The organism is Peptoniphilus equinus (assembly GCF_027921445.1).
In the GTDB taxonomy this organism is placed as follows: Bacteria; Bacillota; Clostridia; order Tissierellales; family Peptoniphilaceae; genus Peptoniphilus; species Peptoniphilus equinus.
Genome location: NZ_CP115667.1, coordinates 1409918 through 1430538, shown reverse-complemented (window position 1 = coordinate 1430538; position 20621 = coordinate 1409918). Strand labels below are relative to the sequence as shown.

The window sequence follows — 20621 nt, the reverse complement described above, 5'->3', positions numbered from 1 at the left end:
CAAGAAATTCACATATTACTGTTTTACGACCAACGAGCCTCATGTGCGTTTTTTTATGTTTTGAAGATTAAATCAAAGGCACGTCGCCGAGTGATGAGCTCATGGCAGCGGCAAGCTCTCATGATTTCGCACCACGTGTCAGGTAGTTAAGGTGAAAAAAACTGCCGGGACTTCCGGCAGTGAGGGTTTAGTGAGCGTTATCGAGACGCAGGATCTCGTCTTTGTTGTGCGATGAGGCTTTGTTGACAAAGAGGACCATCAGGACTGCGGCCACGACACCGACGATGTAGCTTACGGTGTAGCCGTCCATGCCGAGACGGGCGTCGAGAGAGAAGCCGATTTCAGCGTGACAGATGTAGCTGATGACGACGAAGGTGTAGAAGAATGCCGGCGCCAATGCGATGATGTAGTTCTTACCGTGAATCTTTAGATATACAGCGGTAAGAACTAAGGCAAAGACGGCAACCAGCTGGTTGGTGAAACCGAAGTAACGCCAGAGCAGGTTGAAGCCTTCAGCATTGCTCTTTGCAAAGAACAGAATGGCAAGGGCCGGAATGAAGATGATGATAGAGAGCATAATTCGTTTTGCAGGTGCCTTTTGGTCGATGTTGAACTGCTCAGCAATCATCAGACGAAGAGAGCGGAAAGCCGTGTCACCGGAGGTGATTGGAAGGACGATAACGCCGACGATGGCAATCAGACCACCGATGTTGCCCATGAAGCGGCGGGATACTTCGCCGACGACAAGGGTTGCAGGAGTGTCGAGGGCGGCGGTGGTGTTAAAGAGCACCATAGCGCCTGCGGCCCAGCACATAGCGATGAAGCCTTCAATAAGCATCATGTTGTAGAAGGTGTGGCGGCCTTCACGTTCGCTCTTGACGGTACGGGAGATCAGCGTAGCTTGGGAGCCGTGGAACCCGGACATAATACCGCAGGCGACGGTGATGAAGAACACCGGAATAAAAGATTGCCCCGTAGGGTGTGCGGAGATCAGTGCGCCCTCGGTAATAGGGTGAAGATCGGCACTGCCAGTGAAGAGTACGCCGACAAAAACGCCGATGGCGCTGACGATCAGAAATGCGCCGAAGATAGGATAGACCCGTCCGATGATGGCATCAATAGGGAAGAGTGTCGCCAGGATGTAATAGAGTAAGATGATAGCATAGACAACCCAAATGACGCCGGAGTTCACATCCAGCCCTAAAATATCGTTGACAATCAAATCGCCGGGCGTGTAGATAAAGACGACTCCGGTGAGGAGCATGAGGATCCAGATGATGATGTTGTATACTTTGTTGGTTCCGGAGCCTATGTATTTTTGCATGAGTCGAGGAATTTGTGCCCCTTCATTGCGCATGGAGATCATGCCGACAAAGTAGTCGTGAAGTGAACCGGCGAGTACACAGCCGATAGGGATGGTTAAGAATGCGATGGGTCCGAAGAGAATCCCCTGGATGGGTCCGAGGATCGGCCCGGTCCCGGCAATGTTTAACAGTTCGATAAGTTGGTTTTTCCACTTTTTCATTCCCACGTAGTCCACGCCGTCAGCGAGTGCAACCGCAGGGGTCACACGATCGTCAGGGCCGAAAACTTTTTCACAGTAACGACCGTAGCCGATACCGCCGACGAGGAGAATGACAAGTCCGATAAGAAATAATGTCATAAAGACCTCCTAAAAAATATAGTTTGACAGTAATTAGCTTACTACCACGATGTGGAATTTTCAAGGCGAGGGGTAAAATTTTACAAAACTCATACCGGGACGAGCGTGCGGCAAAGGTGTGTTCGATGGCAATCGTGAGGGCGGCGGTTTTGAAATTGCACCGCTTACAACCGACGAGGCCAAAGGGTGAGCGAGAGAATAAATCGTCACTTCATGGAAAAATTCCGCTAAAAAGTACAGATCGGTGCGATAGATCGTAGCGAGATGAGGCTGTATCGAACGGATACCCGGTGTTTGCGATCCTGTTGTCATGGCTACTGAGCGTCTGTCCATTGAGGGGCATAGTTAAATCAAAAAGGACTGCACTGTCTGTTGATAGTGCAGTCCTACTTTGTAGACAAAAACCCCCTGCGTCAAGCGCAAGGGGTTTCAATTTTGGTGCGGGAAAGAGGACTTGAACCCCCACTCCATTGGAACTAGATCCTAAGTCTAGCGCGTCTGCCAATTCCGCCATTCCCGCATGGTCTGTCAACATTTCGCGTCGACAACAAAAACAATTATACAGAGATTTTACATTGCAGTCAAGAAAAAATTAAAAAATTTTTACGGCGGTTCTCTGTTATAATACACTTAGAAATGAGGTTAGTATGAAAGAAAAGTTTTATCGTTTTATGCAAGGGCGCTATGGCGCCATGTATGGCAGTGACACGTTAAGTCGCGTGCTGATGGTCCTTGTCATCGCAAGCTTTGCCGTCGGGCGGGCGCTTCATGTTCAGACGGCGTACGTCACCCTGCTTCTTATCGTCTATATGTACTTTCGCCTGTTCAGTAAAAATATCACCGGGCGCTACAATGAGAACCGAAAGGTTCAGCAGGCTCTCAATGCAGTGACGGCACCGTTTAGCAAGCTTAAGCGACGGTTGGGCGACCGGGAGAACAAATACGTGAGCTGTCCGTCCTGTCATCAGGAGCTGCGTATACCTAAGGGCAAGGGACGGATAAAAGTGACCTGCCCCAAGTGCGGTCATAAGTTTGATGGGAGAAGTTAATGGCGACAATTATTAACTGAAAAACAAATAAGGTTGACAATATATCCGTAAGCCCTTATTCTAGTGTAGAAGAGAGGTGTTTTATGGATATTTTTAATTTGAAAGATAGCGTGATTGCCGGCTATGACATCACCAAAGATGAGGCGCTGGTGCTGTATGACAGTGATTATGAGGACTTAAAGGCCTGCGCCGATGCCGTGCGCCGCCACTATATGGGCGATCGGTTTGAGTTTTGTACCGTTATTAATGCGAAAAGCGGCAAGTGTTCCGAGGACTGTAAATTCTGTGCCCAGTCGGCGCACTGGTCGGGACATGCTGAGGTCTATGATCTTCTGGATGGCGATGTGATTGTGGCGGATGCCCGGCGACAAAAAGAGCTTGGCATGGGGCGCTATTCTCTGGTCACGAGCGGCAAGCGCCTCAGTGACGCTGAGGTGGACCTTGCTGTGAGGGTGATCCGGCGTATTATTGAAGAAGTGGGGATGGACGTCTGCGTCTCCTTCGGCCTTTTAGATGAAGCCAATTATCAGAAGCTCTATGATGCGGGAGTGCGTCGTGTCCACAACAATGTGGAGAGTTCCCGCAACTTCTTTGAGAGGGTCTGCAGTACCCACTCGTTTGATGAGAAACTTGCGGCCATCGAGGCGGCGCACCGTGTGGGGATGGAGATCTGCAGCGGCGGCATCATCGGTCTCGGGGAAAGTCGATCCGATCGTGTGGACATGGCCTTTGAGATCAAAAACCTGCCGGTGGTGAGCGTGCCGGTGAATGTGTTAAATCCTATTTCGGGCACGCCCTTTGGAGGCAATACGCCCTTGACGACGGAGGAAATTAATCGCACCATGGCCGTCTACCGTTTTATTTTAAAAGATGTGTACTTGCGTCTCGCCGGCGGACGCAGTGTGATGGCGGATTACGGCCGGGAGAGTTTGACCTCCGGCGCCAACGCCGCCATTTCGGGGACGCTTCTTACGACACAGGGGATGCATCCCACCACCGATATCGCCATGGTGACGGCCTTGGGTTTTCAGATTCACTGATGAGCGGCGGTCCCCTTTGTGGTATAATTGCTATGAATTGGAGGGACCTTATGCAGTTAAATGAAAAAATTCGTGCTTTAAACGACTATCCTGTCGAGGGTGTTGTCTTTCGTGATATCACCACGCTCTTAAAAGAACCTGAGGGGTTTAAAGAAGCTGTCGATGCCTTGGCGAAGCTGTCCGACGTCGAGGTGGACGTGGTCATCGGGATTGAAGCTCGCGGCTTTATCGTCGGTGCCCCCCTTGCGTATCTGAAAGGGGCCGGGTTCGTGCCGGTACGTAAACCGGGCAAACTTCCGGCCGAGACTTTGAGTCGGGAGTATGCACTGGAATATGGCACAGACTGTTTGGAAATTCATAAAGACGCCATTCTGCCGGGGCAAAAGGTGTTGATTGTGGACGACTTGCTTGCCACCGGCGGCACGGCCAAAGCGGTATGCGCCATGGTCGAAGAGCTCGGCGGCGATGTAGCGGGTCTGCATTTTCTTATCGAGCTGGATGCGTTAAAGGGGCGAGACGTGCTGAAGGACTATGACGTCCAAGCCGTGCTTCACTATTAAAAGAGGCCGAGTCGCGGACTCGGCTTTTTATATGGAGAATTTTTACGTGAAGAGGAATGTGGTACAATAGTGCTGAGGATGTGTGTAAATGATTTATTTAGATAATTGTGCAACAACCAAACCGAGACCGGAAGTGGTGGCGGCCATGACCGACTGTCTCACCGACTACTTTGCCAATCCGTCCAGCCTTCACAGCTTCGGACTGGATGTGGAAAAGAAAATCAATCTGGCGCGGGAGCAGGTGGCCAAAGCCTTTCATGCTAAGACCGGGGAAGTCTTCTTCACGTCCGGCGGCACGGAGAGCTCCAACATCGCTATTCAAGGCGCCATAGCGAAGTATAAGAAGCGTAAAAAACGGATGGTGACCACCGTCTTGGAACACTCGTCCATTTTGAATCAGTACAAACACGCAGGTCAAATGGGTCTGGACGTGGTGGAAGTGGGCGTGGACAGCGCCGGACGTGTGGACCGCGAGGCACTTCTCGAGGCTGTTGATGACGACACGTTTCTTGTGAGTCTCTTTCACGTCAATAACGAGCTGGGTTCCGTCAATCCGGTGGCCGATTTGGTGGCGGCGATTCGCAAGGCGCATCCGTCGGTGTTTATTCACATTGACGGCGTTCAGGCGCCCGGGAAAGTTCCGGTGGACTTTAAGGCTATCGGGTGTGACAGCTACGCCATCTCCGGACACAAATTTCACGGACCGAAGGGCGTCGGCGTGCTCCTTCTGCGCGAAGGCATCACCATCGAGCCGCTGCAATGGGGCGGCGGTCAGGAAAAGGGTATGCGATCCGGAACGGAAAACGTGCCGGGCATTGTAGGTCTGGGGGTTGCGGCGGAGCTGATGGCGGCCAATTTCACCGCGGATCAGGCGCATATTCAAGCCGTGCGGGACGCCTTTCTGGAGGGCATTCAGTCCATCGAAGACTGTCGGATCAACTCCACGGCTGAAGGCGTCGCCAACATTGTGAACGTCAGCTTTTTACACACCAGAGGAGAAGTCCTTCTTCACAGTCTGGAGCGAGACGGCATCTACATCTCCACCGCCTCGGCCTGCACCAGCAACGGGACGGGGAAAAGCCACGTTCTGGAAGGGATTCATATGGATCGCAAGTACGCCGAGGGCACCATTCGCATCTGTTTTTGCAAGGACACCACCCTTGAGGACGTCCGTATATTTGTGGAGAAACTCACCACCTATGTCAACGAAATTAGAGAGGTCATGGCCCGATAATGGACAAATTAATCAGCTTATCTTTGGGAGAAGTCATGCTCAAAGGCGCAAACCGCAACCAGTTTATTGATAAAATCATCGGACAGGTCAAGCGGCGAACCCGAGACTTCAGCGGCATCTCCATCTATAAAGACTTTGGAAAAATCTATATCAACTGTAACGACGACGACATCGACGCCGTCGTGGAGGCGGTAAAACCCATCTTCGGCATCGTCTACATCACGCCCACCCTTCGCATCGACAAGTCCATGGCGTCCTTTGACGACGCAGTTTTGGAACTCTTAGAGAGTGTGAAAGGAAATGGGTATAAAACCTTTAAAGCTAAGGCAAAGCGTTCAGACAAACACTTTGAGATTCACTCCGACGAACTGAACCGCCGCATCGGCGCTTTGGTGCTAAGGAACACTGACCTGAAAGTGGACGTCCACCATCCGGACTTTCACATCTTCTGCGACGTCAAGGACTCCATCTACCTCTATGCCACACGGTATAAAGGCACTGGCGGTCTTCCTATCGGCACCAACGGCAGAGGACTGCTACTGCTGTCCGGGGGGATTGACTCCCCGGTGGCGGGGTATATGATGGCAAAGCGGGGCGTAGCCATGGACTGTGTGCATTTCCACTCCTATCCGTTCACCTCGGAGCGTGCGGAAGAAAAAGTGAAACATCTGGCCGCCATTTTGGCAGGCTACACCGGCACCATTCGGATGTATTCCTGCAATCTTTTGGACATCCAAAAGGCCATCAACAAACAGTGTCCCGAGGACGAGATGACCATTCTCTCCCGACGCTTTATGATGCGCATTGCCGAAGCGATTGCCGAGAAGTATGACTATCAATCCATCACGACCGGAGAAAACCTGGGGCAAGTGGCATCCCAGACCATCGGCGGCCTCAACGTTACCGATGCCGTGCCGAATCGGGTGGTCTTTCGTCCGCTCATCGGCATGGATAAGATAGACATTATTGCCTATGCTGAAAAAATCGGCACTTATGAAACTTCCATTCAGCCTTTTGAAGACTGTTGCAGCGTCTTTTTACCGAAGCATCCCAAACTTCGCCCGACGGTGAAGGGGATTGAACGATCGGAGTCCAAACTCGACGTTGAAGGACTTGTCCGAGAGGCCATGGAAGCATTGCAAATCCATACCATCAAACAGGGGGAAATTGAATGAAAAAACTGATAGGACTGTTGCTCATCATCGTGGTGGGGCTGGCACTGTTGGCCGTACCGAAATACAATCGTCTGGTCGAACTGGACAACGAAGTGGACAACCAATTTGCGCAAGTACAAGTGGTTGTTAAACGCCGTGCGGATCTCATTCCCAACTTAGTGGAAACCGTCAAAGGCTACGCCGCTCACGAACAGGAAACCTTTGAAAAAGTCATCCAGGCTCGCAACCAGGTACAAGCGGCTCAAACACCGGGAGAACTCGCCGAAGCGGAACAGGCTATGACCAGTGCCATCGGCGATATCAACGTCGTGGTGGAAGCCTATCCGGAACTTAAAGCCAACGATAACTTCCGGGATCTTCAGGCACAACTTGAAGGCACGGAAAACCGTATCGCCACCGAACGGGAACGCTATAACGACACAGTGAAAACCTACAATGGGGAAGTCCGCAAATTCCCTATGAATCTCTTTGCCGGTGTGCTCGGATTCGGACAACGGGAATACTTTGAAGCGGCACCGGACGAACAAAATGCACCTGACGTTCAATTTTAAGAGGTGACACTATGAAACAAAGAGCATGGATACTCGTTGTCCTATTGCTTTTTATGGTCATCACACCGGTTCACGCTCAGTCCGCTCGTGACGCGGATATGCCGACGCTCTCCGAGTTTAAAGGCTATGTCTATGACGATGTGGGCATTTTGAGCGAGGACGATATTCGCTATATCAACGCCACGAACAACGACCTCTACAACAAGACAGGGGGGCAGGTGTTTGTGGTTCTGCTTCACACCACAGGCGGCGTGGATCATCGCAGCTATGTCACGGAACTCTTCAATCGGATTCACGCCGGCGATGCGGACAAAGACAACGGTACCGTGTTTTTAGCCGCCATTGACGACCGGCGCATGGAACTGGAAAGCGGCTACGGCACCGACGACTTTATCCCCGACATTTACGCCTTGGAAATCTTGGATGTGGCGGCGGAGTACTTTCCGTCGGACACCACGATGGATGTGGAGGGCTATCGTCAAGGTATTCTCGAAGCCTTTAACCACACCTTGAGCTTTTATGCCGAGGAATATGATATTACCATTGAACAGGCTCGTGATCCCGAGCGGGAACTGCAACGAACTCGGGACGACAGCTTTGACTTTGCCTTCATCTTCCGTCTCATTTTGATCATCCTCTTATTAAGCACCGTCTTCGGCGGCCGTGGCGGCTCCGGACGGCGACGTCGCACCATCTTCTTCCCACCGTTCGGACCGTTCGGCGGCGGGTTTGGCGGCGGCTTCGGCGGCTTCGGAGGATTTGGCGGCTCGTCAGGCGGCGGGTTTGGCGGAGGATTTGGCGGTGGCGGATCCTCAGGCGGCGGCGGTGCAGGTCGCGGCTGGTAAAAGTAGGTAAAAGGACTTCAGAGATGGAGTCCTTTTTTAGTGGGGAAGGGAGAAGAAAAAGACAGACAGTGCATAAAATTAAATCGTGAGGGTATAGAGATGGTGTACGACATGTTGTGTGACCGAGTTAATCTATTAATGAAAGGAGATTCTCAGGAAAAAGCAAGCAGTTAGCATGGTGTTAAGTGGACTTGTGTTAGTAACCGGTATTTTTACAACAACGATCGACGCAAAAAATTTTGACGTACCGTCCCCTGTTATCATGCAGGCGCAGTCGTCCAATCTTGAACTCAGCCAAGACTCAGTGGATTTTCTCAAAAATTCCGGACTTGATATGGATGCGTTCGAGGGCGCTTTATCCAAGTTCCAAACAGATCAGCCGATAGCAGAACGTTCTAAAAACGATGCTTTCAATGTCGGTGAGCAGAAAGAAGTATACGTCGGCAATTTGGAATCCGACATCCAAGCTTTAAAAAATGCAGCACAGGCCAACGGTTTTAGTGATGAGCAAATTCAACTCTATATCGAAGGATTGCTGAAAAATCTCAACGAAAGGATTGTGCCATCGACAGTGATGTTAAGATCCGCGCCGGACAGAGCTGAGAAGGATAGTTATGGGGTAGGCTTTGAAGCATTGTCTGAGAAAAAATTCAGTCAGATCACCACGCGAGTCAAGTTACCTTCTGCACAGGTGAACGATGTAAATGAAATTCCGTATGTATTTATTACACCAGTAAGTGCCACGGAAAATTTTGACTTTGGACTTAAACGAGGGGCTTCAATTTGGGATGCTTTTGTCTTATTGGGAGATCCGGCTATTAATCCAGATAAAAGGATGTTGGAATATCCTTTAAAATCCAGTGTTGCTGATGGGGATATGCTGTATTATCAGATCTATAGAGATTCAGACGGCTATATGGTTTGTAAAATCTTAAATAACGCTGATTTTAGCGATGTAAAAATTAGTCAAAGTGTGTGGTTAAATAATAGTCTGCCAGATCAAATTTCTTTTAATAAACAAATCACGATGACCTTCCCACCATCCGGGACGGTAGGCAGTTCTATTATGGATGCTAGATTTTCCGATTCGTATCTTTATGACAATTCCGGGAACTATGTATTTGAAACGCGTGTCGACAATTCTCATTATGGGATTTTTGGAGATCTACGCATACCGGGGTCTCGAAATTACACCACTCATCAGCACAGTGAAGCTACAGATTATGTAAATATACAATTAAGATAGGAGATATTATGCTAAAACACATTGGAGCCGTAATTGCCCTTGCCTTGGCATTGGCCACACCGGTGAGTGCAACGACGCTGCAGGTCACCCTTCCTGACTATCCCATAGAGATTAATGGTTATACTATAGATCCGAAAATCAACAAGTATCCGCCCCTTGCCTATCGAGGCGTCACCTATATTCCCATGACGTATCGCAATGCCGAGTTTCTTGGAATACACACGGAGTGGGATAATGCCAACCGTATTCTGAAAATTGAACGCGGTGTAGCATCTAGTGGTTGGCAACTTTATCCGTTCCCGACAGAGTCGCCCAACAATCGACGGGAACAGGTTCAGACCGCACCCTTTCAAGTGCTGATCAACGGCAAGGCGATCGATGACAAAGATCTGAATGCCTATCCCTTCTTTGTCTTTCGGGATGTCACGTATCTGCCGATGACCTGGCGCATCTTTCACGATGAGCTGGACTATAATTGGACCTTCAGCAGTGAAAATGGGCTGGTTATGAGAGCGGAAAATTATACCTTATCCAAAGTGGGTGGCGTCGATTCCATCGGGTATGATGGCGGATTTATAGACTTCGCACCATTTCCACCCTCCTCTTATTTTTTTGACAATGTCACCGAGGATAGCCGACAACATTTTGATTTAGATTTACGGGAACGCTACTTCAAAGGCTTCCAGGGCTTTCGAGCTCCGGGAACGATGGGCTACTACTATATCACACCGGACCAGCACGTCGAAGCTAAGCCTTATGTCCAAGGCGATGTGCTCTATATGCCTTTCGGTTATGCGACAGACTACACACTCAGCGAAAAGAATTCAAAACTGACTTTCAACTCCACGGCTGTTCGCAACGTCATCCTCAAGTACAACATTCACACCGGAGAGCTTCTCGGCGAGGAGGAAGTGCCGATGACGAAGGTGCAAGAGCTTTCAAAAGAACAATAAAGATTAAAAAAAGTCTGCTTCGGCAGGCTTTTTTATTGGCAAGGCGGTTTAATTTATAAAACTTTTAAATTAATTTCTTAAATGTTATTGACATTGAAGCGGACGTTGTTATAATGGATTTTGGACTTAATAAAGTAAATAAAAAGTTTAGTGGTGATTAGATGGAACTAGGCAGTAAAATTAAAAATTTGCGTGTGGCACAGGATCTCACTCAAGAGGAATTGGCGGATCGCTCGGATCTGACCAAGGGGTTTATTTCTCAGCTGGAACGAGATCTCACTTCGCCTTCCGTGGCAACCCTGGTAGATATTTTAGCGGCTCTCGGGACCACGCCGGCGGCGTTTTTCCAGGAGGAGAAGGACGAGGCTATCGTCTTTACCTCCGGCGACCAGGTGGAGAGTGTGAAGGAGGACTATACGATCTCGTGGCCGGTGCCTAATGCGCAAAAAAATCAGATGGAGCCGGTGGTGCTCCAGTTACAGAAAGGTGCTCAGACGAAGACGGAGCCGCCCTTTGCAGGGGAGGTCTTCGGCTATGTGGAAAAGGGCAAGGTCCATCTCCACTACGGCGAGCAGACTCAAGCGTTGAAGTCCGGGGACAGTTTTTATTTCCGGGCGAAGGAAGCTTTTTATCTCAGCACTAAAAAAAGTGAAGCGCGTGTGCTCATGGTGAGCTCACCACCCCATTTTTAGGAGGAATTATGGCCGATTATGTCATTCAATTAGAAAATATTACCAAGTCTTACGACGACAATACTATTTTGGAAAACTTCTACCTGAATGTAGAGCGAGGCGAATTTCTCACCCTACTGGGGCCGAGCGGATGCGGCAAGACGACGACGCTGCGCCTTATCGGGGGGTTTGAAGCGGCGGACTCGGGAAAGGTGCTCTTTAACGGCGAGGACATTGGATCCAAGGAGCCTTACGAGCGAAATATTAACACCGTGTTTCAAAATTATGCGCTCTTTCCTCACATGAATGTCTTTGACAATGTGGCTTTCGGGTTGAAGATTAAAAAGAAATCTAAAGAGGAGATTGAAAAGAAGGTGAACGAGACCCTGCGCATTGTGGGACTTCAGGACTACGGCAAGCGCAAGATTGACGCGCTCTCCGGCGGTCAGCAACAGCGGGTTGCCATTGCACGGGCTCTGGTGAATGAGCCGGAGGTCATTCTTCTGGACGAGCCGCTGGGTGCTTTGGATTTGAAACTGCGCCAGGAGATGCAGGTGGAGCTGAAGAAGATTCAAAAGAAGGTCAACATCACGTTTATCTACGTCACTCACGACCAGGAAGAAGCGCTCTCCATGAGCGATAAGATCGTGGTGATGAACCATGGCAAAATCGAGCAGCTTGGCACGCCGATTGATATTTACAACGAGCCAAAGAACGCCTTTGTAGCGGATTTTATCGGGGAGAGCAATATTATTGACGGGGTGATGAAGGCGGACTACCAAGTGGCCTTTTTGAATCACACGTTCCCTTGTGTGGACAAAGGGTTTTCTTTGAATCAAAAAGTACAGGTGGTGGTGCGGCCGGAGGATATTGACATGGCTGAGACCGGTCAAATCTACGGCGTGGTGAAATCGGAAATCTTTAAAGGCGTTCACTACGACATTGAAGTGGAGGTGGAGGGGATGATACTCCTTGCTCAGTCGACCAAGAGCTATCGCATCGGTTCCACTGTGGGCATCTCCGTCGATCCGGATTTGATTCATGTTATGGGTGAGCTATGAAAAAATATGCGGCAATGTACGGGGCGTGGGCACTGGTTTTTATCGTCTTCCCCCTGATTCTCATCTTTCTCTACTCGTTTAACGGCAGTGCGTCCATGGCCTTTGACAACTTTGAGTTCTCCCTAGCCAATTACGAGGCTTTTTTCAATCCGCTGTATTTAAAAATATTTGTGAACTCGGTGGCTGTGGCGTTGATTTCCACGGTGGTGTGTCTCGCTATCGGCTATCCGGTGGCCTACACCATCGCCAACATGGCGCCGTCGCTGCGGCAAAATGTCATCCTGCTCTTTATCATTCCCATGTGGATGAACTTTCTCTTGAGAACCTATGCATGGATGGCGATCCTCGGCAACAACGGCGTGCTCAATCGGGCGCTGGGACTGCTCGGCATTGGGCCTTTGGACTTAATGTACAACATGAATGCGGTTATGATCGGTATGATTTACAACTTCCTGCCTTTCATGGTCCTTCCGATTTATACGGTGCTCTTAAAAATTGATCCGAAGCTGATTGAAGCGGCTAAAGATTTGGGCGCGAACGGCCGGGAAACTTTTTGGCGTGTCATTGTGCCACTGTCACTGCCTGGCGTGTATACCGGCATCACCATGGTCTTTATTCCCGCTATCTCCACCTTTGTCATCTCCAACCTCTTAGGCGGCAAAAATATCTACCTCATCGGCAATCTCATCGATCAGCAGTTTTCCTTTGCCGGCAACTGGGGTTTCGGGTCCGCCGTGGCGATGATTCTGATCTTTATTCTCCTTGTGGCGCTGTTCTTCGGCAACACCGATAAGGAAAACGGAGGGGGCGTGCTGTGAAAAAATTTGCCAACCGGGCACTTTTGGCTCTGGTCTTTATCTTTTTATATGCGCCGATTGTCACCTTGATGGTATATTCGTTCAACAACTCCCGTCTGCGAGGGCGGTGGGCCGGCTTTACCCTCAAGTGGTACCAAAACCTTTTTGAAAACCCGACGATTTTGGAGGCTCTTAAAAACACGTTGGTGGTCGCCGTGATCGCAACTCTTGTGGCAACGATCCTCGGGACGGTGGCGGCCATCGGCATCTATGAGATGCGGGGCAGGTCCAAACAGGCGCTTTTGAATATGAATTATATTCCGGTGCTCAACCCGGATATTGTCACTGCGGTGGCGCTGATGGGGCTCTTCGGTCTGTTTCAGCTGAAGTTCGGACTTCTTACGCTGACCATGTCGCATATTGTGTTTTGTACGCCTTATGTGGTGCTGTCGGTACTGCCGAAGCTCACTCAAATGAACGACAACACGGTGGAGGCGGCCCTTGACTTGGGGGCGACGCCGAGAGAAGCCATGACCCATGTCATCATCCCTCAGATTAAACCGGGCATTGTCACCGGTGCACTGATGGCCTTTACCCTGTCTCTGGATGACTTTGTGGTGAGCTATTTCACCACGGGACACGGGGTCTCCAACCTTTCCATCACGATTTATACCATGGCGCGCAAAGGTATTAATCCGTCAATCAATGCCATCTCCACCATTATGTTTGTGGTGCTGTTGGTGTTGCTTGTTATCATCAATAAAAAAACTATGAAAGAAGAGGAAGTGTAAAATGAAAAAAATTCTGGCAACAGTTATGGTCCTGATGCTTGCGTTCGGACTGGTAGGATGTGGCGGCGACAGCGCCAAGGAGAGTATCAATGTGTACAACGCCGGCGAGTACATCGATCCGCAAACCCTTGAGATGTTCGAAGAAGAGACGGGCATCAAAGTGGTCTATGACACGTTCAGCTCCAATGAAGACCTCTACGTTAAGCTCTCTCAGGGGACGGATCAATTTGATGTGGTGGTGCCGTCGGACTACATGATTGAACGGTTAAAAAATGAAGACCGTCTGGAAAAAATTGACACCTCCAAGCTCACGAACTACGGTTTAATTGAATCGACCTATAAAAATATGTCCTATGATCCGGAGAACGCCTACTCCGTGCCATACTTTGCAGGGACGCTGGGCATTGTCTACAATCCGAGCATCGTCGGGGAAGTGGACTCATGGAACGCCCTTTGGGATCCGAAAAATGAGGGACAAATTATTATGTACGATTCACAGCGAGATTCCATTGCCGTTACTTTGGCGAAGCTGGGTTACTCGCTAAATGAAACGGATCCTGAGATTTTGGCTCAGGTGGAGCAGGAGCTCATCAAACAAAAACCTCTTGTGCAGGCTTACCTCACTGACTCCGCACGGGATGCCGTCATCGGCGGTGAAGCGGGGATGGCGGTGATGTACTCCGGCGATGCGGCGCTGATGATTGCCGAGAATCCGGACTTGAAGTATGTCATTCCGAAAGAGGGCTCCAATGTGTTTGTAGATGCCATGGTCATTCCTAAGGGCACGGAAAAGATGGAGGCGGCGCTGAAGTTTATCGACTTTATGTCCCGTCCTGAAATTTCCGCCATCAACGCCGAGTACCTCGTGGGTTATACCTCACCGGTACAAGGTGTGCAGGAACTCCTTCCCGACGAGCTGGCATCAAATCCTGTGGCCTATCCGGACTACAGCAAGCTGCCGAAGCTTGAAGCCTACAAAGACCTCGGCGATGCTGTGACGCTTTACGATAAGGTGTGGACGGAAGTTTCTGCAACCCAAAATTAAGTCACTGTTCACGGCGTGGAATTTATGGTATACTATATGGGATTTAGGAGGCGCTATGAAAGGCATTTTTATAATGATTCCAACATTCACATTCCCTACGTACCATACTCTGCGCCGGCGCAGTGTAGTTAACGGGGAAAGAGTGTACACTTTCATAGGGGAAACTGTCACCATGTAACTAAGAGAACCTTGTTTAAGGTTCTCTATTTTTATTTTATGGAGGGTAAAATGGAAAAAATCTACGAGGGTAAAGCAAAAGAAGTCTACACCACAGACCAAGCGGATGAATTTATCATTCGATACAAGGACACCGCCACCGCAGGAAACGGAGAAAAGAAAGCGGATATCGCCGGCAAAGGTGAATTGAACTTGGCCATCACTACCGCCATCTTCAAGATGCTCGAAGCCCACGGCATCCCAACCCACTACATTGAAACCCTCAATGAACGGGATATGCGGGTGAAGAAAGTGACTATCTTGCCGCTGGAAGTGATTGTGAGAAACATCTCCGCCGGATCCTTTGCCAAACGCTTCGGCGTGGACGAAGGGATTGTCTTTGAGCATCCATCCTTTGAGCTCTCATATAAAAATGATGAGCTGGGCGATCCGCTCATGGCTGAAGACCATGCCATTGCACTGGGTCTGGTCACCAAAGCCGAGTACGACGCCATTCGTGAGCAAACGCTTAAAATCAACGAGCTGTTGAAGGCCTTTTTCCTCAAGATCAATCTGAAGCTGGTGGACTTTAAGATTGAATACGGTAAGGACAGTGACGGCAACATTCTGCTTGCCGATGAAATCAGTCCGGACACCTGCCGTCTCTGGGACAAGGACACCAACCAAAAATTTGACAAAGATATTTTCCGCCGCGATCTTGGCGACTTAATTGAAGGCTATCAAGAAGTGTTGAAAAGGATTAACAACTAATGTGCGGCGTTATCGGTATCTACTCAAAAACGGACGTCAATAAAAAGCTCTTCTACGGCCTCAATTCGCTGCAACATCGCGGTCAGGAATCCGCCGGGATGGTGGTCTATGACGGCGCGAAGAACAAAGTGGAAAAGCGTATGGGTCTGGTGAATGATATCTTCGGGTCCGAGGAGTTAAATCGTCTGGACGGGACTGTGGGCATTGGTCACGTGCGCTACTCCACAGCGGGAGGCTCTTTCAAGTACAATGTACAGCCCCTTACGGCGATTTCACGAGGACGGGAAGTGGCCTTGGCGCACAACGGCAACCTCATCAACCATCAAATTTTGCGCACGCGTCTGGAAGAGGACGGCATGATGTTTCAAACGGCTATCGACACAGAAGTCCTCATGTTTCTCCTCTGCCGCTATCTCCACGACGACATTGTGGAAGCGGTGAAAAAAACCATGTCCATGGTGCAGGGAGCCTATTCCATTGTGGCGATGATTGACGGCAAGTTGGTGGCGTTCCGTGATCCCAACGGCTTTCGGCCGCTGGTCATCGGAGAGACCGACGACGGGGATGTGGTCGTTGCTTCGGAAAATGCACCTCTTGAAATTATCGGCGTGAGCCATATGCGGGACATGGCTCCGGGAGAGATCATCGTCATTGACGATAACGGCATCACCACCCACCGCTATGAATCCGATGAACCCCGACGCCACTGTATCTTTGAGTACGTGTACTTTGCGCGGGACGATGCCACGGTAGATGACATCAACGCCTATATGTTTCGACGTAGATGTGGGGAAATTCTCTCCCACGAAGCGGCGGTAGAGGCGGATCTGGTGGTGCCGGTGCCGGATAGCGGCACGCCGGCGGCCATCGGCTATGCACAGGAGAGTGGTATTCCTTTTGCCATCGGACTTGCAAAGAATCGTTATATGGGGCGCACTTTTATCAAACCGACGGACGAAGAGCGGCGATTGGCGGTCAAGATGAAGCTCAATCCCCTCGGGACGGTGTTAAAAGACAAGCGTATTATCATTGTGGACGACTCCATCGTTCGAGGCACCACCTCGGCGAATCTCATCGCCCGGATGAAAGAAGCCGGCGCCAAAGAGGTGCATATGCGCGTGGTGTCACCGCCGGTAGAGTATCCTTGTTACTACGGCATCAACACGCCGAACCGTCGCAATCTTATCGCGGCCAACTACACCATCGAAGAGATGCGTGAGAAAATTGGCGCCGATTCCTTGGCCTTTATCTCCATGGAAGGGATGATTGAAGCCAGTCAAAAACCGGGGGATATCTTCTGCAAAGCCTGCTTTAACGGCGATTATCCTGTGGATCCGATTCTTCTATAAGGAGGAAGCATGAAGCGAATTTATGTCACCAAAAAAGATGCTTTCGATCCGGCATCGAAGGCGCTGAAACAAACTATAGAACGGAGTTTAAACACCACTCTGGACACGTTTAAAATCTACCGTCGCTACGACATGCAGATCAGTGACCGGAGTCTGGAGCAACTTCTGTATACCGTCCTCTCTGAAAAAGTGGTGGACGAGCTCTACTACGGCGAGGCGGTCGAGACACTGGAAGCGGGGTTTGAGAACTATGTGCGAGTGGCGTATCTGCCGGGACAGTTCGACCAACGCCGCCAAGGGCTCTTGGACACCGCATCGCTTTTAACTGACGAAGCTATTGATGTGAAAGTGTCCTTAGTCTATGTGTTCAACCACGTGGATGAAGCTACGCTCAAGGGCATTGAAACGCTGCTGGTCAATCCGGTTGACTCGGAGATGTTGGATCTTGAAAGCGGACTGGACACCACGGACAACGCGGCCAATCTGGAGAACTTGGTTTACGACGGATTTATTAACTACACCGAGGCGGAACTGCAAGATTTTCTTGACGGTGAAAATTTGGCGATGAATCTGGATGATTTGAAGCTGATTCAGACCTATTTTAAGAAAGAAGGCCGAGACATCAACGAGACGGAGCTGGCCATTTTAGATACGTACTGGTCGGATCACTGCCGTCACACGACTTTCAACACGGCGCTGTCAGGCATTCAGTTTCCTCGACAAACGGCACTGGATGCCAAAATTGAAGCGGCATTTAACACCTACTTAGACATGAGAGAGGCGGCCGAGGTCACCAAACCGGTCACGCTGATGGGTCTGGGGACGATTTTAGCGAAGCTCATGAGCAAGGAAGGGAAGCTCTCGGACTTGGAAGTGAGCTCGGAGATCAACGCCTGCTCCGTTCGGATTCCTCTTGAGTTTGACGAAGACGGTGTGCATAAGACGGAAGACTACCTGCTGATGTTTAAAAACGAAACTCACAACCACCCTACGGAAATTGAACCTGTGGGCGGGGCCAGCACCTGTCTTGGCGGGGCCATTCGCGATCCTCTGAGCGGTCGCAGTTATGTCTATCAGGCGATGCGCATTTCCGGGGCGGCGGATCCTCGCACCCCGTTAACTGACACCCTTAAAGGGAAACTTCCTCAAAAGAAGATCACGCAGGAAGCGGCTCTCGGCTACTCGTCTTACGGCAACCAAATCGGTCTTGCCACAGGCTTTGTCAATGAAATGTACCATCCGGGTTATGTGGCGAAACGTCTGGAAGCGGGTGCGGTGATTGCGGCGGCACCGGAAGCTGATGTGAAGCGTCTGGAACCGGTGAAGGGTGATGTGATTGTCCTTCTTGGCGGCAAGACCGGACGGGACGGTATCGGCGGTGCGACAGGCTCGTCCAAGTCCCATGTGGTCTCGTCCATTAAAACGGAGTCCGCTCAAGTCCAAAAGGGCAACGCACCGGAAGAACGCAAGATTCAGCGACTCTTTAGAAATCCTGAAGCGACTCGCCTCATTAAAAAGTGCAACGACTTCGGGGCCGGCGGCGTCAGTGTGGCCATCGGGGAACTGAGCGAATCCGTGGTCATTCATCTGGATCGTGTGCCGTTAAAGTATCTGGGTCTGAAGCCGAAGGAGATTGCCATCTCCGAAAGTCAGGAGCGCATGGCTGTCGTCCTCGCGCCAGAAGACTTGGAGGCGTTTATCGCCCTTGCGGCGGATGAAAATCTGGAGGCTACTCATGTGGCCACCGTCACGGACAACGGACGGATGGTGATGCGCTATGGCGAAGCGACCATTGCGGATCTCAGCTACGACTTTATCGACACCAACGGCGCACCTCGGGAAACGGAGGTGGACGTGACTTCGGAAGCCACACCGACACTTTTGATATCTCGGGATATGGATCCGACGCATCTCAAAGACCGCTTGAAGGATCTGAATGTCACTTCGCAAAAGAATTTGATTGAACGCTTTGACCAGTCCGTCGGTCGGGGCACCGTACTTGCACCTCTGGGAGGCAAGGATCAAACTGTGCCGGCTCAAGCTATGGTATCTCGCATTCCTCGGCACCACGCCGATGTGCACACCGTCAGCGCCATGGCCTACGGCTGTAACCCGGATCTGTTGAGTGCGTCTCAATTCCTCGGCGGCTACTATGCGGTGGTGGAATCCGTGGCACGTCTTGTGGCAGTGGGTGCGGGCAGAGATACGGTGCGCCTGAGCTTCCAGGAATTTTTTGAACGGATGGACGGCAGTAAAGCTTGGGGCAAACCCCTTAAAGCACTTCTCGGAGCGCTGATGAGTTCCAGAGCGCTGGACGCACCGCCGATTGGCGGCAAGGATTCCATGAGCGGCACCTTTGAAGCTATCAGTGTGCCCCCAACGCTCATCTCGTTTGCCGTCACTACGGCTCATGACGAGGCGATTATCGGTCAAAACTTTAAAGGCAAAGGCAGGCTCGGCGTCATTGAAACACCGATGGACGACGACGGACTTTTAGATATGGACGTCTTTAAAGACAACGCCGATGCCTTACATCAAGCCATTATAGATAAGAACGTCCTCACAGCTGTGGCAGTGACCCACAAGGGCACACTGGCCCACCTCTATGAAAGTGCAAGAGACACATCCGGCTTCAGTGTGGAACTCGACGACCTGTACTCACCGAGATACGGAACCTTTATTGTGGAGTACACAGAGGATGCCGACTTTATTAAGCCGATCGGCCATTTTGCAGGCGGTATCACGGTGAACGGCGTGACGCTGGATAAAGACGATTTGGATGCGGCGTATCTGAACACCTTGGACGGAGTCTTTACACCGATGGAAGAACGTGTGGACGAACCCCTTGCACCGCAGTCCTCATCGCCGCGGCGAATGAAGTCTCACAAGCCGGTGGATGTGGTGAAGGTAGTTATCCCGGCCTTCCCGGGTACCAACAGTGAGTGGGACACGAAAGAAGCTTTTGAACGGGCGGGAGCTCACGTGGACATTCTCGTCTTTAAAAATCGTACGGAGTCGGAGCTTAAAGCGTCCCTTGATGCCTTTGCAGAGCTCATTGAAAGCGCTCAAATTCTTGCCATCCCCGGCGGCTTTTCCATGGGCGACGAGCCGGACGGCTCGGGCAAGTTTATTGCCAACGTCCTGCGTGCACCACGTGTGAAGGCGGCGGTTGAGACGTTGTTACACGACAATGACGGCCTGATTCTAGGAATCTGCAACGGATTTCAGGCTCTGGTCAAAACCGGACTTCTGCCATACGGCGAGATTCGTGAACTGGAGGCCGAGGACCTGACCTTAACTTATAACACCAGTCATCGCCATCTGGCCCGCCTGGTGCCAACGCGTATGGTCTCCACCAACTCACCGTGGCTTCAAAGTCTGAGCGACGACATCTACCGTGTGGCCCTCTCCCACGGAGAAGGTCGCTTTGTGGTCAGCTCGTCTCAGTTCAAAACACTGCTTGAGAATGACCAGGTGGTGGCGCAGTATGTGGAAAATCCCAACGGATCGGACTACGGCATTGAATCTGTGATGTCCGCCGACGGCAAGATTCTCGGCAAGATGGGTCACAGTGAACGCTATACCGACGGTCTGTACAAAAATATAGACGACATGACCTATCAGGACATTTTCACCGCCGGCGTGAACTATTTTAAGGAGTGAG

General features: G+C 50.7%; 18 protein-coding genes and 1 tRNA gene. 17 read left to right on the top strand and 2 right to left on the bottom strand.

Going from position 1 to position 20621, the window contains the following annotated elements; translation table 11 throughout:
• Window positions 1-187: 187 nt before the first annotated feature.
• Together O6R05_RS06980 and O6R05_RS06975 are read right to left on the bottom strand one after the other, a co-directional pair.
• On the bottom strand, window positions 188-1663 hold the full coding sequence (locus tag O6R05_RS06980; protein ID WP_271191270.1) for a carbon starvation CstA family protein: 1476 nt from the start codon (window positions 1661-1663) through the stop codon (window positions 188-190).
• Between the two features lie 436 nt (window positions 1664-2099).
• A tRNA-Leu gene (locus tag O6R05_RS06975) sits at window positions 2100-2183 on the bottom strand.
• 127 nt (window positions 2184-2310) lie between these two features.
• On the opposite strand from O6R05_RS06975, the gene O6R05_RS06970 reads away from it, so the two are divergent.
• From O6R05_RS06970 to O6R05_RS06890, 17 genes are all read left to right on the top strand, one after another.
• Window positions 2311-2712 (top strand): zinc ribbon domain-containing protein, encoded by a 402-nt coding sequence (locus O6R05_RS06970; protein WP_271191269.1) that lies wholly within the window; start codon window positions 2311-2313, stop codon window positions 2710-2712.
• 83 nt (window positions 2713-2795) lie between these two features.
• Window positions 2796-3752 (top strand): biotin synthase BioB, encoded by a 957-nt coding sequence (bioB, locus tag O6R05_RS06965; protein WP_271191268.1) that lies wholly within the window; start codon window positions 2796-2798, stop codon window positions 3750-3752.
• A 50-nt stretch (window positions 3753-3802) separates the two neighbouring features.
• The gene (locus tag O6R05_RS06960) at window positions 3803-4312 is read left to right on the top strand and encodes an adenine phosphoribosyltransferase (protein ID WP_271191267.1); all 510 of its coding nucleotides are present in this window, start codon (window positions 3803-3805) and stop codon (window positions 4310-4312) included.
• 88 nt (window positions 4313-4400) lie between these two features.
• Window positions 4401-5546, top strand: a complete 1146-nt coding sequence (locus O6R05_RS06955) for a cysteine desulfurase family protein (RefSeq protein ID WP_271191266.1) — start codon at window positions 4401-4403, stop codon at window positions 5544-5546.
• 35 nt (window positions 5547-5581) lie between these two features.
• Entirely contained in the window at window positions 5582-6721 is a 1140-nt protein-coding gene (thiI, locus tag O6R05_RS06950) for a tRNA uracil 4-sulfurtransferase ThiI (protein WP_313791016.1), read from the top strand.
• On the top strand, window positions 6718-7272 hold the full coding sequence (locus O6R05_RS06945; RefSeq protein WP_271191264.1) for a LemA family protein: 555 nt from the start codon (window positions 6718-6720) through the stop codon (window positions 7270-7272). Before thiI ends, O6R05_RS06945 begins: the two co-directional genes overlap by 4 nt.
• A gap of 11 nt (window positions 7273-7283) precedes the next feature.
• Window positions 7284-8117 carry a TPM domain-containing protein gene (locus tag O6R05_RS06940; RefSeq protein WP_271191263.1) on the top strand — a complete coding sequence of 278 codons (834 nt, stop codon included), beginning with the start codon at window positions 7284-7286 and terminating at the stop codon, window positions 8115-8117.
• A gap of 193 nt (window positions 8118-8310) precedes the next feature.
• The gene (locus O6R05_RS06935; RefSeq protein ID WP_271191262.1) at window positions 8311-9363 is read left to right on the top strand and encodes a hypothetical protein; all 1053 of its coding nucleotides are present in this window, start codon (window positions 8311-8313) and stop codon (window positions 9361-9363) included.
• Between the two features lie 8 nt (window positions 9364-9371).
• On the top strand, window positions 9372-10316 hold the full coding sequence (locus O6R05_RS06930) for a hypothetical protein (protein WP_271191261.1): 945 nt from the start codon (window positions 9372-9374) through the stop codon (window positions 10314-10316).
• Window positions 10317-10477: 161 nt separating this feature from the next.
• Window positions 10478-11008: a helix-turn-helix domain-containing protein gene (locus O6R05_RS06925; RefSeq protein WP_271191260.1), complete on the top strand. Its 531-nt coding sequence runs from the start codon at window positions 10478-10480 to the stop codon at window positions 11006-11008.
• Window positions 11009-11016: 8 nt separating this feature from the next.
• Window positions 11017-12048, top strand: coding sequence for an ABC transporter ATP-binding protein (locus O6R05_RS06920; RefSeq protein WP_271191259.1), 1032 nt, complete (start codon window positions 11017-11019; stop codon window positions 12046-12048).
• Complete coding sequence (locus O6R05_RS06915) at window positions 12045-12866, top strand: ABC transporter permease (RefSeq protein WP_271191258.1); 822 nt, start codon at window positions 12045-12047, stop codon at window positions 12864-12866. The genes O6R05_RS06920 and O6R05_RS06915 overlap by 4 nt, the downstream gene beginning before the upstream one ends.
• Window positions 12863-13636, top strand: a complete 774-nt coding sequence (locus tag O6R05_RS06910) for an ABC transporter permease (protein WP_271191257.1) — start codon at window positions 12863-12865, stop codon at window positions 13634-13636. The genes O6R05_RS06915 and O6R05_RS06910 overlap by 4 nt, the downstream gene beginning before the upstream one ends.
• 1 nt (window position 13637) lies before the next feature.
• Window positions 13638-14681 (top strand): ABC transporter substrate-binding protein, encoded by a 1044-nt coding sequence (locus tag O6R05_RS06905; protein ID WP_271191256.1) that lies wholly within the window; start codon window positions 13638-13640, stop codon window positions 14679-14681.
• A gap of 228 nt (window positions 14682-14909) precedes the next feature.
• Complete coding sequence (gene purC, locus O6R05_RS06900) at window positions 14910-15608, top strand: phosphoribosylaminoimidazolesuccinocarboxamide synthase (RefSeq protein ID WP_271191255.1); 699 nt, start codon at window positions 14910-14912, stop codon at window positions 15606-15608.
• Window positions 15608-16957 carry an amidophosphoribosyltransferase gene (gene purF, locus O6R05_RS06895; protein WP_271191254.1) on the top strand — a complete coding sequence of 450 codons (1350 nt, stop codon included), beginning with the start codon at window positions 15608-15610 and terminating at the stop codon, window positions 16955-16957. The genes purC and purF overlap by 1 nt, the downstream gene beginning before the upstream one ends.
• Window positions 16958-16966: 9 nt before the next feature.
• A complete protein-coding gene (locus O6R05_RS06890; RefSeq protein WP_271191253.1) occupies window positions 16967-20620 on the top strand; it encodes a phosphoribosylformylglycinamidine synthase in 3654 nt (1217 codons plus the stop codon).
• Window position 20621 lies beyond the last annotated feature (1 nt).

Excerpts from the sequence above, each read along its gene's own strand:
- O6R05_RS06980 (WP_271191270.1), bottom strand. The coding sequence starts at position 1,663 with ATGACATTATTTCTTATCGGACTTGTCATTCTCCTCGTCGGCGGTATC.
- O6R05_RS06970 (WP_271191269.1), top strand. The coding sequence starts at position 2,311 with ATGAAAGAAAAGTTTTATCGTTTTATGCAAGGGCGCTATGGCGCCATG.
- bioB (WP_271191268.1), top strand. The coding sequence starts at position 2,796 with ATGGATATTTTTAATTTGAAAGATAGCGTGATTGCCGGCTATGACATC.
- O6R05_RS06960 (WP_271191267.1), top strand. The coding sequence starts at position 3,803 with ATGCAGTTAAATGAAAAAATTCGTGCTTTAAACGACTATCCTGTCGAG.
- O6R05_RS06955 (WP_271191266.1), top strand. The coding sequence starts at position 4,401 with ATGATTTATTTAGATAATTGTGCAACAACCAAACCGAGACCGGAAGTG.
- thiI (WP_313791016.1), top strand. The coding sequence starts at position 5,582 with ATGCTCAAAGGCGCAAACCGCAACCAGTTTATTGATAAAATCATCGGA.
- O6R05_RS06945 (WP_271191264.1), top strand. The coding sequence starts at position 6,718 with ATGAAAAAACTGATAGGACTGTTGCTCATCATCGTGGTGGGGCTGGCA.
- O6R05_RS06940 (WP_271191263.1), top strand. The coding sequence starts at position 7,284 with ATGAAACAAAGAGCATGGATACTCGTTGTCCTATTGCTTTTTATGGTC.
- O6R05_RS06930 (WP_271191261.1), top strand. The coding sequence starts at position 9,372 with ATGCTAAAACACATTGGAGCCGTAATTGCCCTTGCCTTGGCATTGGCC.
- O6R05_RS06925 (WP_271191260.1), top strand. The coding sequence starts at position 10,478 with ATGGAACTAGGCAGTAAAATTAAAAATTTGCGTGTGGCACAGGATCTC.
- O6R05_RS06920 (WP_271191259.1), top strand. The coding sequence starts at position 11,017 with ATGGCCGATTATGTCATTCAATTAGAAAATATTACCAAGTCTTACGAC.
- O6R05_RS06915 (WP_271191258.1), top strand. The coding sequence starts at position 12,045 with ATGAAAAAATATGCGGCAATGTACGGGGCGTGGGCACTGGTTTTTATC.
- O6R05_RS06905 (WP_271191256.1), top strand. The coding sequence starts at position 13,638 with ATGAAAAAAATTCTGGCAACAGTTATGGTCCTGATGCTTGCGTTCGGA.
- purC (WP_271191255.1), top strand. The coding sequence starts at position 14,910 with ATGGAAAAAATCTACGAGGGTAAAGCAAAAGAAGTCTACACCACAGAC.
- purF (WP_271191254.1), top strand. The coding sequence starts at position 15,608 with ATGTGCGGCGTTATCGGTATCTACTCAAAAACGGACGTCAATAAAAAG.
- O6R05_RS06890 (WP_271191253.1), top strand. The coding sequence starts at position 16,967 with ATGAAGCGAATTTATGTCACCAAAAAAGATGCTTTCGATCCGGCATCG.